We start from the raw sequence: 12,855 nt of genomic DNA, 5'->3' as shown, positions 1-12,855 counted from the left end.
AGTGGAGGGGAAGGGAATCCACCCTCACGCTCAGCGCCAGGGATCCCCTTCCCGGCCTGCGTCCGCCGAGGATGACTCGCTCGACGTCATGGCCGGGCCGGTCCCGGCCATCCCGATGCGGTGAGGCTCTGCACTTCGACCCATCGGGATCACCGGCACAAGGCCGGTGATGACGTGGCTTTGGATCTGAAAGTTGAGGATAAACCTAAGGGTAAGGGACGGCCCTCAAGCCGGCGGTCGTGTCTCGCCCATGGCGGTGCTCGGGTCGTCCCGCCGTGGCAGATGACTGCCGCTCACCCAGCGCACGATGTTGAGCATGACCACCGACAGGGCCTCGTCGAGGGCGCGCGCAGCGTTTGGAGCGTCCACGGCGCTTGCCGGGACGCTAGCGCGGAAGATACGGCCGTTGACAATGCGGCCGTCTCGATCACTGACGATCTTCACGGAGATCTCGACAACAGCCTCATTGACCGGCGTAGCGATCTCGAATCGGCGCAGCTCGGAGATGAGCTGGACGTCGGCCACGGCGCCGCTGCTCGGACGGGACACGCCACGGAGCTGCGAAGCATTCTCGAACGTGTTGATCAGGCGAGTCTGGATCAGGCGCGGCAGGTTATCGGCCCACTGTCCTCCTCCAATGAACGACACCGAGCCGCTGTCATCCTTCACCAGGATCTGCTGGGTCGAGAGCTGCTGCAGGGCCGCAGGCTCGTTGACCAGAACCTGAACGCCGGCAGCGCCCCGGATCCGGGACGTCGGCGCCGAGAGATCATAGGTGGCCGGTGCCGGCCCCGACGAGCAGGCGCCCGTCAAGGCAGCCAGGACCAGCACCGGAGCAAAGCGCCGGAGCGGGAAGGCTCGATCAGGCCGGGGGAGCGACACAGGGAGTCCACGCATACTGGTTACTTAACGGCGTCCATTGTATTGGGGGAGATTGGGACTGCTACCGAAAATAAACTGCTGTGGATTACGCTCGATGCTGCGGACCGCCCGGCTGATATCGCCAAGCGTCCTGCGACCTTCCACGGCCAGAGCCTCGTATTCCCGCAATCCCGATTCCGTGAATCGGTTGACGCCACTCAGGACGCCTTCGGTCCTGGTGTTGAGATCGTTGGCAAGCTCGCGGACGGCCACGGCAGCCGCGCGGATTTCATCAAAAGCGCTCCTTCCGGATTCGCCGGAGGCCGAGCCGAGAAACTTCTCGGCCGCCGCCAGCACGCTGTCGATCTTATCGGCGGATTTGTTGAGCTTTTCGGTGATCGAACGCGCTTCCTGGATCGCTTTGTCGATGTCCGGGCTGCGCTGGCTCAAGGTCTGGGTGAAGGTGTCCACATTATCGACCGTGCGGCCGATCTTGGCCGGATCGATGGCTTTGGTGATCTCAGCAATCTCGGCCACGGCCGAATCGAGCTTCGGCGCGGTCTCGTTCAACCGGTCGATCAGGCTCGCCGCATCCTTCAGCGCGTCGCTCACGACCTGCCGGTTTTCGCCAAGTGCCGCAGTGAAGTTGTCGACGTTCTCGACAATGCGGGCGACCCGCTGGCGGTCGACGGAACGCACCACCTCGTCGACATTCGTCGCCAGGGTCTCGAGCTTCTCGGCCAGCGGCCCCACCTTTTCGGCCGCCTGACCGATCTGCGCCAGGAAGCGGTCGATGCCCTCTGCGTTCTCGCCCAGGGCCTGGGAGAAGCGCTCCACGTTCTGGATCGTACGGTTGATGGAGCCTTCGTTGTCGGTGATGACCCGACTGACGCGCTCCAGCACGTCGTCGGCCCGCCGGGCGATGTTTCGCGCGGTCTCGATAAGGTCCTGGAAGTCGGAGCGATCGGCAAAGATCGTTGGCATGGGCTGGCCCGGACCGGCCACCAGCGGCGGGGCACCCGGCTCACCCCCCGACAGGCCGACATTCGCCACGCCGGTCAGGCCCTGGTATTCCAGACGGGCGCGCGTATCGGAACGGATGGGCGTGTTGCTGTTGACCGTCGCGATGGCGACCACGCGGCGGGGATCTTCCGGGAGGAGATCGAGACTCGACACCTCGCCGACGCGCAGTCCATTGAAAGACACGCTCGACCCCTGGGAAAGCCCCGAAACCGAGCCGGAAAACACGATGCGGATGGTCTGGCGCGCCTGTCCCCGCTCACCCCCGGAAAACCAGTAGACGAAGCCGAAGGCGGCCGCGATCACCGCCAGGGTGAAGAGGCCGATCAAGGCATAGTTTGCGCGCGTTTCCATCGTTACCCTTACGCGCCGCCGGCCATGACCGCGCGTGCCCGTTTCCCATGAAAATAAGAGCGAAGCCACGGGTGATCCGATTCCAGCATCACCTCGATGGGACCCTCCGCGAGAATTTTTCCCTCGCCCAGAGCCGCTATGCGGTCGCAGACCGAATAGAGGCTGTCCAGATCATGGGTTACCATGAATACGGTCAGGCCTAAAGTCCGCTGTAACGTCGCAATAAGGTCGTCGAACTCGCCGGCGCCGATGGGATCAAGGCCCGAGGTTGGCTCATCAAGGAAAACAATCTCAGGGTCAAGAGCAAGCGCCCGCGCCAGGGCTGCGCGCTTGATCATGCCACCTGACAGCTCGGAGGGAAGCTTGTCGGCCGCATCCGGATTGAGGCCTACCATCTCAATCTTGAGCATGGCCAGCTCATCGAGCAGTCGGTCGGACAGGTGCAGGTATTCCCGCATCGGGACCTGAATGTTCTGCTTCACGGTCAGCGCCGAGAAGAGCGCGCCCTGCTGGAACAGCACACCCCAATGACGCTCCAGCTGGCGGCGTTCCTCTGGAGAGAGCTCATCGAGGTTCTGGCCCAGCACCTCGATGGTGCCGGCCCGCTTGGGCACGAGCCCAAGGATGGCCCGCGTCAGCACCGACTTGCCCTGGCCGGACCCGCCGACGAAGCCGAGGATCTCGCCGCGATAGACGTCGAGGTCGAGGCCTTTCAGGATCGTTCTGTCTCCGAAGCCGACCTCGACGTTGCGGGCGCAGATGATTACGTCGCGGTTCTTGGTCAGGTCAGGGTGGCGCCGTTCGAGCATCATCTCAGTAATTAATCGCTGCAAAGAACATGGCGAAGAGACCATCGAGCACGATGACCATGAAGATGGCCTTCACCACCGAAGACGTCACGTGGCGCCCCAGGGACTCGGCGGAGCCCGCGACCGCCAGACCTTCCAGGGTCGCGATGATGCCGATCACCAGCGCCATGAAGGGCGCCTTGATCATGCCGACGAGGAAGGTGTTCATGCCGACGGCGGCCCGAAGACGGTTCAGGAAGATGTCCGGGCTGATATCGCCATAGACCCAGGTCGTCAGGCCACCGCCGACGAGCGCCGCGATGGAAGCGATGAATGTGAGAAGTGGTAGGCCGATTACCAAAGCCATGATGCGAGGAACGATCAGAACCTCGATCGGATCGAGCCCCATGACCCGCAGGGCATCGATCTCCTCGCGCATCTTCATGGAGCCGATCTCGGCCGTGAAGGCTGAGCCCGAGCGGCCCGCCACCATGATCGAGGTCAGCAGCACGCCCAGTTCGCGCAGGACCAGGATGCCGATGAGATCGATGACGAAGGGCGTCGCGCCGAACTTCACAAGCTGGAAGATGCCCTGCTGCGAGACGATACAGCCGACGAGGAACGAGATCAGGACGATGATCGGTACGCCGCGATAGGCGATCTGCTCGAGCTGGTTGATGACGGCCGTGCCACGGAAGCGACGGGGGTGGATAACGACGCGGATTAGCGCCGAGATGAGTTCGCCCAGAAATCCGACGCCGCCGACCATGTCCTTGCCGGCCCCGGCAACGGTCTGGCCTACATCGACGAGAAAATCGACCACGCGGGAATGCCGCGGCTTCGGTGCACCTTGAAAGTCGCGATAGGCCGCCTCGTCCAAGAGGATCTTCTGCTCCGGCGTCGGATTGACGAAATCCACCTGCCCCTTGGCGGACAGTTCATGCCTCGTGCGATTGAGGGTCCAGGCGCCAAGGGTATCGAGACGTTCGACGCCGCTCAGGTCGAGGGTCAGAGGAAAGCTCTCGGCTTCCGTGGCGATTTCATCGACCAGAGCCTCGACCTTCTGGGCATGCGGCGCCGTCCAGGGACCGGCCAGCCGGACCACCGTCTGCCCCCCGGCACGGTCGATTGTCACTTCCGGCTCTCGAGCCAAGGTGCTCTGCGCCACGATCATCCCTTCGGTATTGATTCCGCTTGGTGATAGCGTGTCATTGCGCCACAAGTCGAGACGAAGTTCAGAAGAGACCTAAGAGAATGCGCAAGCTCACCGTTTCCATCGACCGTTTCCCCATTGCCGGAAAATTCACGATCGCCCGCGGCTCCCGCACCGAGGCGGTGGTGGTCACGGCGACAATCTCAGAGGACCGGGCTGTCGGGCATGGGGAATGCGTACCCTACCCTCGCTATGGCGAGACGGTCGAGGGCGTCGCGGGGGCTATCGAGGCCATTCGCCCTCAGATCGAGGCAGGCCTGACCCGTGAGGCACTGCAGAACCTCATGCCCGCCGGAGCAGCCCGGAACGCCGTTGACTGCGCTCTGTGGGATCTCGACGCCAAACGCTCCGGCATCCGCGCCCACCTGACCGCAGGCCTGACCCGCTGGCCGCCCGCGACCACGGCCTACACGATCAGCCTCGACACGCCTGAAGGCATGGCTGAGGCTGCCGCCAGGGCCGCGGAGAGGCCGATCCTCAAGGTGAAGTTCGGTGCTCCCGATGGCGATATCGAGCGGATCAGGGCCGTTCGTCGGGCCGCCCCGCAGGCAACCCTGATCGCCGACGCGAATGAGGGCTGGACCGAAGAGAACCTAGAACGGCACCTCGCGGCCTGCGCGGATGAGGGCTATGCCCTGGTGGAGCAGCCCCTGCCCGCCAAGGCGGACGATTACTTGAGCCGGATCTCACGCCCCGTCCCGATCCTGGCGGACGAGAGCGTTCATGACCGGGCAAGCCTCGACCGGCTGGTCGGCCTCTACGAAGTCATCAACATCAAGCTCGACAAGACAGGCGGGCTGACGGAAGCTCTGGCGCTCGCCGATGCGGCGGAAGCCAAGGGCTTTTCGCTCATGATCGGCTGCATGGTCGGCACCTCGCTCGCCATGGCGCCGGCCCTGGTGCTCGCCCCCCGCGCCCGCTTCGTCGATCTCGACGGCCCGCTCCTTCTCGCCAAAGACCGGGAGCGCGGCCTGCGCTATGAGGGCAGCATCGTCTATCCGCCGGAGCCTGCCCTCTGGGGCTGATCCTTCTGCAACCTGATGACCACCAGCATCAACACGAAGCCGATGGCTCCCAAGGGGGCCATCGCGGCAAAGACGCCGGCGCCTGCCTCGGCATAGATCATGCCGCTCACGATCGTCGCCGCCGCGATCGTCAGGGCAGCCAGCGAGCCATAGATCCCCTGCGCCCTTCCCCTCGCATTCATGGGCGCCAGCGCCGCAAGCGCCGCCATGGTGCCGATATGGGTGGCAGCGAAGGACAGGCTGTGCATGGTTTGCAGCACGAGCATGATTTCGGTCCCCGGCTGCAGGGACATGATGGTGAAGCGGATGACGGCTGCGGCCGATCCGATCAGGATCAGGCCGACGCCCGAGCTGCGGCCGACATGGCGGCCGAGATAGATGAAGACCAGGATCTCAGCGATCACTGCAGCGGCCCAGAAATACCCGATGGCCTCGTCCGAAAAACCGATGGAGCGCCAATAGATGCTGGAGAAGGCGTTGAGAGCGCCGTGGCTCCCTTGAGTGACCGCCCCCGCGATCAGCACGATCCAGAGGATCTTCGACAGCTTCGGCGTCGCCGCCTCCTGTTTGGGCGCCTCATGGATCGCAGGTTCCGAAGCTTCGTGCGGAACCGCGATGAGAGTGGCGGTGAGTCCCAGGATTGGGATGAGGGTCAGGGCGACGATCACGATATCCGCCCCGAAGGCACCGACCAGATAGCCGCCGACAATGTTGGTGATGAAGAACGCCACGGAACCCGCGCCCCTGATCCGGCCGTAGTTCAGGCCGGGATGCTTCTGGACCGCGTTGGTGGACACGAGATCATTGCCGGGGATGACACAGGATTGCGCGACGGCGACGAGCGCCACCAGGGCCATGATGGCCCAGGGACTATCGACCAGCAGGAAGAGAGGAAAGCCGATCAGCTGCCCCAAATGGCTCGCCAGAAGCAGCCGGCGGGCCCCGAACGACCGGTCCGCCAAGCTCATGAGCGGTGCGGTCGCGAGGATCCGCACGATGATCGGGATGGCAATCACGAACCCGATCAGGGTCGGCGACAGCGCCTTGCTCTGCAGCCAGAGCGGGAAGAACGGAAGATACATCCCGTGGCTGGTGAAGCTGGCGGCCTGTAATGCACCCAGGCGAAATTCGAGAGCTTTGAGCGGATGCATCAGGAATAAGGTCTTCTCAAATCGAGAATTGGAGCCAATGGTGCAAGAACGCGGTGCATGACCACTCCTGAAAGCCTTACAGGGGTTGAGCTTGCGAGCGCTTTGCACACATCTGTTGGAGACAGGAATCAAACCCGGCAGAGATGGATTTTGTCACCATGCCCGATGAAGAGACCAACGTCACGTTCGGCGACCTGGATTTCGACACCATCGAAGCGGCGGTCATGGAGACGGTTCGCGGCCGCTGGTTCCTGAAGGAATACGCCCGGCGCAATCGCAATGCGGACACGCAGGCCATCCTGGAAGCCGTGGATCGCTTGAGGGAGCCAGCACTCGACGGCGCGCCCCTCGCGCATCTCAAAGCCGAGCTCCAGGAGATGGCTGCAGCCATCCGGCAAACGAAGGAAGCGATCCGCTCCCTCCCCATGGCAGATCCCGATGGTTCTTCGGGCAACATGTCCGAAGCGGAGCTTCAGGCCGCCGCCGAACAGCGCATCCGGCAAATGATCCGGACCTTCCTCTACCTGGAAAGTCATATCAACGACATGCTCGCCCTCTGCGTCGCAGAGGCTGATCGGAAAGACGGCTCCTCAGGAGCTGGCCCTTTCGAGGGTGAGAAGGCCCAGCATCTCCACCCGCACCCTGCCTTCCTGATGTAGGACAGGCTATTTCCCGGAATGGGCTTTCTCGATATTGGAGAAGAACTGCCTGGCACTTTCGTGCCAGGTGAAAGTCTCGCCATAGGCCCGGCAGCGATCCCTCGGAATATCGAGTGCCGCGAGTGCAGCTTTCCGCAGATCGACGTCGAGAACGCCGCAGCCTGAGGCGCCGATCACATCCAGCGGACCTGTGACCGGAAAAGCCGCAATCGGCAGGCCGGAGGCCAGCGCCTCGATCAGCACGATGCCGAAGGTGTCGGTCAGGCTCGGGAATACGAAGGCATCCGAGGAGGCATAGACCCGCGCCAGATCCTCGCCCGTGAGAGAGCCGAGAAAGCGGGCTTCCGGGTATTTCCGCTCAAGGTCGGTGCGTGAGGGGCCGTCGCCGACCACGACCTTGGTCCCCGGAAGATCGAGGCTCAGGAAAGCGTCCAGGTTCTTCTCGACGGCCACTCGCCCGACATAGAGAAAGATGGGCGCAGCCGCGTCCAGGATCCGCTCGTTTCGCGGCCGGAACAGAGTGGTGTCGACACCGCGGGTCCAGCGCATGATGTTCTTGAAGCCACGCCCCGTCAGCTCGCGCTCTAGAGAAGGTGTGCTGACCATCATGGCGCGAGATGCCCGATGGAATCGCCTGAGCGCCCTATAGGACCATGCCTCGGGGATCTTGGTTCGCGCAGCCACGTATTCCGGAAAACGGGTGTGGTAGCTCGTGGTGAATGCTCGCCCTTGGCGTGCACAAGTCAAGCGCGTGGCGAGCCCGATAGGCCCTTCCGTAGCGATATGGACATGGGTCGGCCGGATCTCCTCAAGGATCGCGGACAATGACCCGGGCGCGACTAAAGACAGACGGATTTCAGGATAGGTCGGCATGGGAACGGAGCGGAAGCGCTCGGGCGTCAGGAAAACCACCTCCGCGCCAAACCGCGGAGCCTCCTCTGCCATGTGTTCTAGGGATCGCACCACTCCATTGACCTGGGGCCGCCAGGCATCGGTCACGATCAGCAGGCGCATCAGGCCGCCCTCTCGCTGATCTTCGCAGAGACCAGGTTCTGCTCGCTGATCTTTGCCAGCTGAACCTCGGCCCAACGGATCAATTGGAAAGAGCCGTCGTAATGCTCGACCACAGCGGTGCAGGACTCGACCCAATCGCCTGTATTCACATAAGCCACGCCGAACTGATCGTGAATGATCGCGTGGTGGATATGCCCGCAAATCACGCCGTCGGCCTGCTGACGCTGAGCCTCTGCGGCAAGAAGCTCCTCGAACCGGCTGATGAAGTTCACCGCATTCTTAACCTTCAGCTTGGCCCAGGATGAGAGCGACCAATAGGTCAGGCCAAGCCGCCGGCGCACCATGTTGAGGTAGGTGTTGACGAAGAGGGCTGCCGAGTAAGCGCCGTCGCCTAGAAGAGCCAGCCACCGGGCATGCCGGACCACGAGATCGAACTGATCGCCATGGATCACGAGATAGCGCTTACCATTGGCAGCCTCGTGGACGGCGTAGTCAGCCAGTTCGATGCCACCGAGATTGACACCGATATAGTCGCGCAGGAACTCGTCGTGATTGCCGGGAAGGTAGATGAGGCGGGCCCCCTTTCGAACCTTGCGCAGAAGCTTCTGCACCACATCGTTATGGGCCTGGGGCCAGTACCAACCCGATTTCAGCTTCCAGCCATCGACGATATCGCCGACGAGGTAAATGGTATCCGCGTCATAGACCTTGAGGAATTCCAGCAGAGCGCCGGCCTGGCATCCCTTGGTGCCAAGGTGGAGATCAGACAGGAACAATGTCCGTACCCGAATAGCATTCATGTCCTGAGCCATGGGTCTCCTCGACAAGCTTACCATTCCAGCCAAACCGGATTCGCATCTCGTCCCCATGACGGTTTTTCTGCAGTTTTGTGACCTTGGCAGTGGCCCTTCATTCCTCAGGTCAGGCAAAAAGCCCATTTCAAGGCGGATCGATTTGCCACGGCGCATTGTGCGGACCCGAAGGGCCACGCCAGTGAAAAGTGGACCCGGTTTTCCGTACCCAACGATGCGCTCATCAAAGAAGGAGCATCGAATTGATCCCAAGTGTGGATTCCACTTTTGGGTTCGATGCTCTAGAGGCTCTGCATCGGATCGGGCGGAGATCGTCGATGAACGTACCTGATTTAGTCGGACTGATCGGAGTTGCAGCCTACCTATCGGCCTATGGGCTGTTGCAGTTAGGCACCTTGAAAGTCGAGGATAATCGTTATGCGCTTCTCAACGCATTAGGCGCAGTGCTGATTCTCTATTCATTGCTGTTCGACTTCAATTTAGCGTCCTTCGTGACCCAATCCGCATGGCTGATGCTGACTGCAATCGGCTACATACGCTCTCACATCAAGCGCTCGCGGGCAGTCCAACCCTAAACCTATGCGTCCGACGCGGGGGTTTTCCCACCGATTAGGGGTTCACGAGGCGGCTCGTCCGTGATTGGTTGCGTATCTTCCTTCAAGCGACGCCACCCGTGAAAACCCGCCTCCCGTGAAACCTCTTCTGGGGATCTCCCTCAAAGTCCTCTCCGCTGTCGTCTTCACGATGATGTCGGCGACCCTCAAGACGCTCGCCGCCCGCTATCCCGTCGGAGAGATCGTCTTCTTCCGCTCGGCCTTTGCGCTGCTGCCGCTGCTGCTGTGGCTGAAATGGCAGGGAGACCTCATCAATGCCGTGCGGACCAAAAATGTCGTCGGACATTTCAAGCGCGGCTTCATCGGCACGAGCGCCATGTATCTGGGCTTTGCCGCCCTCTCCTACCTCCCTCTCCATGATGCCATCGCCATCGGCTATGCCTCGCCCCTGATCGCCGTGATCCTGGCGGCGCTTCTCCTCAAGGAGACGGTGCGCGCCTATCGGTGGACGGCGGTCGGCATCGGTTTCGTCGGCGTCCTGATCATGCTGTCGCCCTACCTGAAGGCCAGCACCTTCGGCGGAGACCTGAACGCAGGACCGACACTCGGCGCCATGCTGGCCCTAGCCGGAGCATTCTGCTCGGCGGGCGCCATGATCCAGGTAAGGCGTCTGACCCAGACCGAGAAGACCGGCGCCATCGTCTTCTATTTCTTCATCATGGCATCCGGTCTTTCCCTCTGTACCATCGCCCTGGGCTGGCGCATGCCGGATGCCATGGACCTTGCCCTCTTCATTCTCATCGGCATCCTGGGCGGTGTAGGGCAAATCCTTGTCACTCAGTCTTACCGCTACGCAGATACCTCGGTGATCGCGCCGTTCGAATACACCACCATGATCTGGGCGCTTCTGTTCGGCTGGTTCATGTTCGACGATCTGCCCACCATGACCGTGCTGATCGGCGCGATCATCGTCGCCGCAACGGGCCTCTTCATCGTCTGGCGCGAGCACCGACTCGGGCTCCTGCGAACGAAGGAGCTTCAGGCCACCCCCCAAAGACCAGGGGTCTGAGCCGAAAAGAAAAGGCCGTGGCGTCTCAGGTGCTTGACCCATAGGGTCGATTACCCCACAACCGTTTTGAGGAACGAACGTTCTCTTTTTCAGCACAGAGGCAGTCATGGGCGTCGAGGGCAAAGAACGGAGCCGGGACCTGGAAGCAGGCGCACAGGTTCTCTCCGGCAACATGGGCAAGACGATCCAGCGGCTTCGCAAGGCCTACAACCTGTCTCTGTCAGAATTGGCCGAGCAGTCCGGCGTCGCCAAGTCGATCATCAGCCAGATCGAGCGCAACGAGACCAACCCGACGCTCGCCACCATCTGGCGGCTGAGCCAGGCCCTAGACGTCTCGATCGAGCGGGTTCTCGCCTCCGGCGACGAGGAACCCTTCATCGAGAAATCCTCCAAGGCGGACACCCCGATCCTCGTTTCCGAAGATGGCAAGATGTGTCTGGCCATCATCGGCTGGCTCAAGACCATCGAATGGCTGCAATGGTACGATGTGCAGTCTGAGCCGGGCGGCGTGCTCGATTCCGACAGCCACCAGCGTGGCTCGGTGGAGTGCCTGTCCGTCCTGGAGGGAGAGTTCGAGGTCGAGGTCGGCGGCGTGATCCAACAGGCGAAGGCAGGAGAAAGCCTGCGCTACCGCTGCGACCGTCCCCATTCGGTGCGCTGCATCGGCGATGCGCCCGGCCGCGCTACCATGGTCTGCATCCTGAAAGCCGCCGTAATGGATTGAGGCCTGTCCTCAATCCATCCCCAGGCTATCCCCAACCTATTCAGGCTTCTTGAAGCCTTGCCGTGGCGGCAGAGCCAGCAGGTATTCAGCTATGGCCTGCCGATCCGCATCGGGAAGCTGCGCCGTATTGGCCACGACAGCCCCCATCGGTCCGCCCACCGTGTCGAAATTCGGTGTCTCGCCAGTTTTCAGCAGGGTCGTGAGGTCATCCGCCGTCCAGCCCCCGATACCGCTCGGATGAGGGGTGATGTTGGGAACAGTGCTCCTGCCGCCCTCCGGATCGGGCCCGCCGGCGAAACGCCGATCCTCGATGATGGCCCCTGCGGCGTTGCGCTCGCTGTGGCACTCGGCGCAATGCCCCGGCCCGTTCACCAGATAGGCTCCCCGATTCAAGCTCGCGGACTTAGACGGGTCCGGCCGGAAGAGCTGCCCGTCCAGGAAGGCGAGCTTCCACAGACCGAGACCGCGGCGAATATTATAGGGGAAAGGCAGCTCGTGATCGGGAGCGCGCCCTTCGACAGGCGCCAGTGTCATGATGAACGCGAAGATATCTGCAAGATCTTCGGGACTCATCCGCTGATAGCTCGCATAGGGGAAAGCCGGATAGTAATGGCGGCCATCGGGCGAAACACCCTCGCGCATGGCGCGGACGAAATCAGCCGTGGTCCAGGAGCCGATGCCGTCCTGCTTATGGGGCGAGATATTCGGAATGTGGAATGTGCCGAAGGGAGATTTCAAGGCATACCCGCCGCCGAGCCGCAGCTTATCGGCCTGATTGGGCACCGCATGGCAGGAGGTGCAGCCTCCGGCGAAGAACAAGGTGCGGCCGTTCTCCAGGTTGGGCTGACGTGTCGAACCGGCCGACGTCGCAGGAGAGACTTGGTTGTCGCCGCGGATGAGGGCATAGGCCGCCGGGGAGGTCAGACCCCAGAAGGCCAGCGCCCCAATGATGGCCAGAACCAAAAGACCCAGGATCGCCTTACGCATCGCCTCTTCTCCAAATGAAACGGGCGGCCCAGAGGCCGCCCATTCTGAGCCGATTGCCCTTAAGAGCTCTTCTTCCGGAAATCGTTGTGGCAGGCGCCGCAGTTCTGCAGCACCTTCGGCAATTCCGTCTTGAAGGAAGCCTCGTCCTTGATCGCTGCTATCGCCGTCTGGGCATCTGTACGGAGCTTTGTCAGGACCGCATCGAACTTCGCCTTGTTTTCCCAGATGGCCGGGAGAGCTTCGGTCTTCTCGGCGCTCTTGGAGCTCTCGGGGAAGAGCGGGGCGGCTTTCTCGGCATTCGCCGCAAGGACCTTAAGGCCAGCCTGGGCCTTGGCCAGGTCGAATGGCTCCTGGCCACGCAGCATGCCGCCAAGTGGACGCGTCTGCGCCCCCATCTCCTTCATGAGACCCTGGCGCTGCTCGACGACATTGCTTTGTGCAATAGCGGCCGTCACTCCGAGCGCCAGAAGGCTGGCGACAAAAATTGTACGCTTCATATTTTCTTTCCCCTCCTGGGTGCGACCGATGGTGTCCCTACGAACCATCGTCAGCGGGCCGGCATTAGCGCACATCTCTTCAAGCTTGAGCACTACACTTTAGAACAAATCTATGTGAGGTGCCCGT

Annotated in this window: 14 protein-coding genes; 5 read left to right on the top strand and 9 right to left on the bottom strand. The window is 62.1% G+C overall.

Translation table 11 applies throughout. The features are described from left to right. Positions 1 to 225: 225 nt before the first annotated feature. The 4 genes from JO965_RS08665 to JO965_RS08650 are packed head-to-tail and all read right to left on the bottom strand — an operon-like array spanning position 226 to position 4,197. Complete coding sequence (locus JO965_RS08665; RefSeq protein ID WP_203443273.1) at positions 226 to 897, bottom strand: ABC-type transport auxiliary lipoprotein family protein; 672 nt, start codon at positions 895 to 897, stop codon at positions 226 to 228. Positions 898 to 906: 9 nt separating this feature from the next. Next, the gene (locus JO965_RS08660; RefSeq protein WP_203443272.1) at positions 907 to 2,235 is read right to left on the bottom strand and encodes an MlaD family protein; all 1,329 of its coding nucleotides are present in this window, start codon (positions 2,233 to 2,235) and stop codon (positions 907 to 909) included. An 8-nt stretch (positions 2,236 to 2,243) separates the two neighbouring features. Further along, on the bottom strand, positions 2,244 to 3,044 hold the full coding sequence (locus JO965_RS08655; RefSeq protein WP_203444113.1) for an ABC transporter ATP-binding protein: 801 nt from the start codon (positions 3,042 to 3,044) through the stop codon (positions 2,244 to 2,246). Positions 3,045 to 3,048: 4 nt separating this feature from the next. Beyond that, positions 3,049 to 4,197, bottom strand: coding sequence for an ABC transporter permease (locus tag JO965_RS08650; protein WP_203443271.1), 1,149 nt, complete (start codon positions 4,195 to 4,197; stop codon positions 3,049 to 3,051). A gap of 80 nt (positions 4,198 to 4,277) precedes the next feature. Here JO965_RS08650 and dgcA point away from each other — a divergent pair, with 80 nt between their 5' ends. Beyond that, the gene (gene dgcA, locus JO965_RS08645) at positions 4,278 to 5,261 is read left to right on the top strand and encodes an N-acetyl-D-Glu racemase DgcA (protein WP_203443270.1); all 984 of its coding nucleotides are present in this window, start codon (positions 4,278 to 4,280) and stop codon (positions 5,259 to 5,261) included. Here dgcA and JO965_RS08640 read toward each other — a convergent pair. Further along, complete coding sequence (locus JO965_RS08640) at positions 5,231 to 6,412, bottom strand: MFS transporter (protein ID WP_203443269.1); 1,182 nt, start codon at positions 6,410 to 6,412, stop codon at positions 5,231 to 5,233. The two genes, dgcA and JO965_RS08640, sit on opposite strands and share 31 nt — an antisense overlap. Before the next feature lie 158 nt (positions 6,413 to 6,570). Between JO965_RS08640 and JO965_RS08635 the strand changes: the two genes are divergently transcribed. Then, entirely contained in the window at positions 6,571 to 7,071 is a 501-nt protein-coding gene (locus JO965_RS08635) for a hypothetical protein (RefSeq protein WP_203443268.1), read from the top strand. A 6-nt stretch (positions 7,072 to 7,077) separates the two neighbouring features. Here the strand turns inward: JO965_RS08635 and JO965_RS08630 are convergent, their stop codons facing one another. Both JO965_RS08630 and JO965_RS08625 read right to left on the bottom strand, forming a co-directional pair. After that, the gene (locus JO965_RS08630) at positions 7,078 to 8,085 is read right to left on the bottom strand and encodes a glycosyltransferase family 1 protein (RefSeq protein WP_203443267.1); all 1,008 of its coding nucleotides are present in this window, start codon (positions 8,083 to 8,085) and stop codon (positions 7,078 to 7,080) included. Continuing rightward, complete coding sequence (locus tag JO965_RS08625) at positions 8,085 to 8,897, bottom strand: UDP-2,3-diacylglucosamine diphosphatase (RefSeq protein ID WP_203443266.1); 813 nt, start codon at positions 8,895 to 8,897, stop codon at positions 8,085 to 8,087. Before JO965_RS08625 ends, JO965_RS08630 begins: the two co-directional genes overlap by 1 nt. Positions 8,898 to 9,214: 317 nt before the next feature. On the opposite strand from JO965_RS08625, the gene JO965_RS08620 reads away from it, so the two are divergent. The 3 genes from JO965_RS08620 (at position 9,215) to JO965_RS08610 (ending at position 11,244) form a co-directional block, all read left to right on the top strand. Continuing rightward, positions 9,215 to 9,472 carry a cyclic nucleotide-binding protein gene (locus tag JO965_RS08620; protein ID WP_203443265.1) on the top strand — a complete coding sequence of 86 codons (258 nt, stop codon included), beginning with the start codon at positions 9,215 to 9,217 and terminating at the stop codon, positions 9,470 to 9,472. Positions 9,473 to 9,587: 115 nt separating this feature from the next. After that, the gene (locus JO965_RS08615; RefSeq protein ID WP_203443264.1) at positions 9,588 to 10,520 is read left to right on the top strand and encodes a DMT family transporter; all 933 of its coding nucleotides are present in this window, start codon (positions 9,588 to 9,590) and stop codon (positions 10,518 to 10,520) included. 106 nt (positions 10,521 to 10,626) lie between these two features. Further along, positions 10,627 to 11,244 (top strand): helix-turn-helix domain-containing protein, encoded by a 618-nt coding sequence (locus tag JO965_RS08610; protein ID WP_203443263.1) that lies wholly within the window; start codon positions 10,627 to 10,629, stop codon positions 11,242 to 11,244. Between the two features lie 36 nt (positions 11,245 to 11,280). On the opposite strand, the gene JO965_RS08605 is transcribed toward JO965_RS08610, so the two are convergent. After that, entirely contained in the window at positions 11,281 to 12,231 is a 951-nt protein-coding gene (locus JO965_RS08605; RefSeq protein ID WP_203443262.1) for a cytochrome c, read from the bottom strand. A gap of 59 nt (positions 12,232 to 12,290) precedes the next feature. Further along, positions 12,291 to 12,728 (bottom strand): cytochrome c, encoded by a 438-nt coding sequence (locus tag JO965_RS08600; RefSeq protein ID WP_203443261.1) that lies wholly within the window; start codon positions 12,726 to 12,728, stop codon positions 12,291 to 12,293. Positions 12,729 to 12,855: the final 127 nt, after the last annotated feature.

Origin of the sequence: Microvirga sp. VF16 (genome assembly GCF_016864375.1) — a bacterium.
GTDB lineage: Bacteria > Pseudomonadota > Alphaproteobacteria > Rhizobiales > Beijerinckiaceae > Microvirga.
This window is presented reverse-complemented; position numbering and strand designations above follow the sequence as displayed.

Bases quoted from the DNA above. Each gene is read 5' to 3' on its own strand.
- JO965_RS08665 (WP_203443273.1), bottom strand. From the start codon at position 897: ATGCGTGGACTCCCTGTGTCGCTCCCCCGGCCTGATCGAGCCTTCCCG.
- JO965_RS08660 (WP_203443272.1), bottom strand. From the start codon at position 2,235: ATGGAAACGCGCGCAAACTATGCCTTGATCGGCCTCTTCACCCTGGCG.
- JO965_RS08655 (WP_203444113.1), bottom strand. From the start codon at position 3,044: ATGCTCGAACGGCGCCACCCTGACCTGACCAAGAACCGCGACGTAATC.
- JO965_RS08650 (WP_203443271.1), bottom strand. From the start codon at position 4,197: ATGATCGTGGCGCAGAGCACCTTGGCTCGAGAGCCGGAAGTGACAATC.
- dgcA (WP_203443270.1), top strand. From the start codon at position 4,278: ATGCGCAAGCTCACCGTTTCCATCGACCGTTTCCCCATTGCCGGAAAA.
- JO965_RS08640 (WP_203443269.1), bottom strand. From the start codon at position 6,412: ATGCATCCGCTCAAAGCTCTCGAATTTCGCCTGGGTGCATTACAGGCC.
- JO965_RS08635 (WP_203443268.1), top strand. From the start codon at position 6,571: ATGCCCGATGAAGAGACCAACGTCACGTTCGGCGACCTGGATTTCGAC.
- JO965_RS08630 (WP_203443267.1), bottom strand. From the start codon at position 8,085: ATGCGCCTGCTGATCGTGACCGATGCCTGGCGGCCCCAGGTCAATGGA.
- JO965_RS08625 (WP_203443266.1), bottom strand. From the start codon at position 8,897: ATGGCTCAGGACATGAATGCTATTCGGGTACGGACATTGTTCCTGTCT.
- JO965_RS08620 (WP_203443265.1), top strand. From the start codon at position 9,215: ATGAACGTACCTGATTTAGTCGGACTGATCGGAGTTGCAGCCTACCTA.
- JO965_RS08610 (WP_203443263.1), top strand. From the start codon at position 10,627: ATGGGCGTCGAGGGCAAAGAACGGAGCCGGGACCTGGAAGCAGGCGCA.
- JO965_RS08605 (WP_203443262.1), bottom strand. From the start codon at position 12,231: ATGCGTAAGGCGATCCTGGGTCTTTTGGTTCTGGCCATCATTGGGGCG.
- JO965_RS08600 (WP_203443261.1), bottom strand. From the start codon at position 12,728: ATGAAGCGTACAATTTTTGTCGCCAGCCTTCTGGCGCTCGGAGTGACG.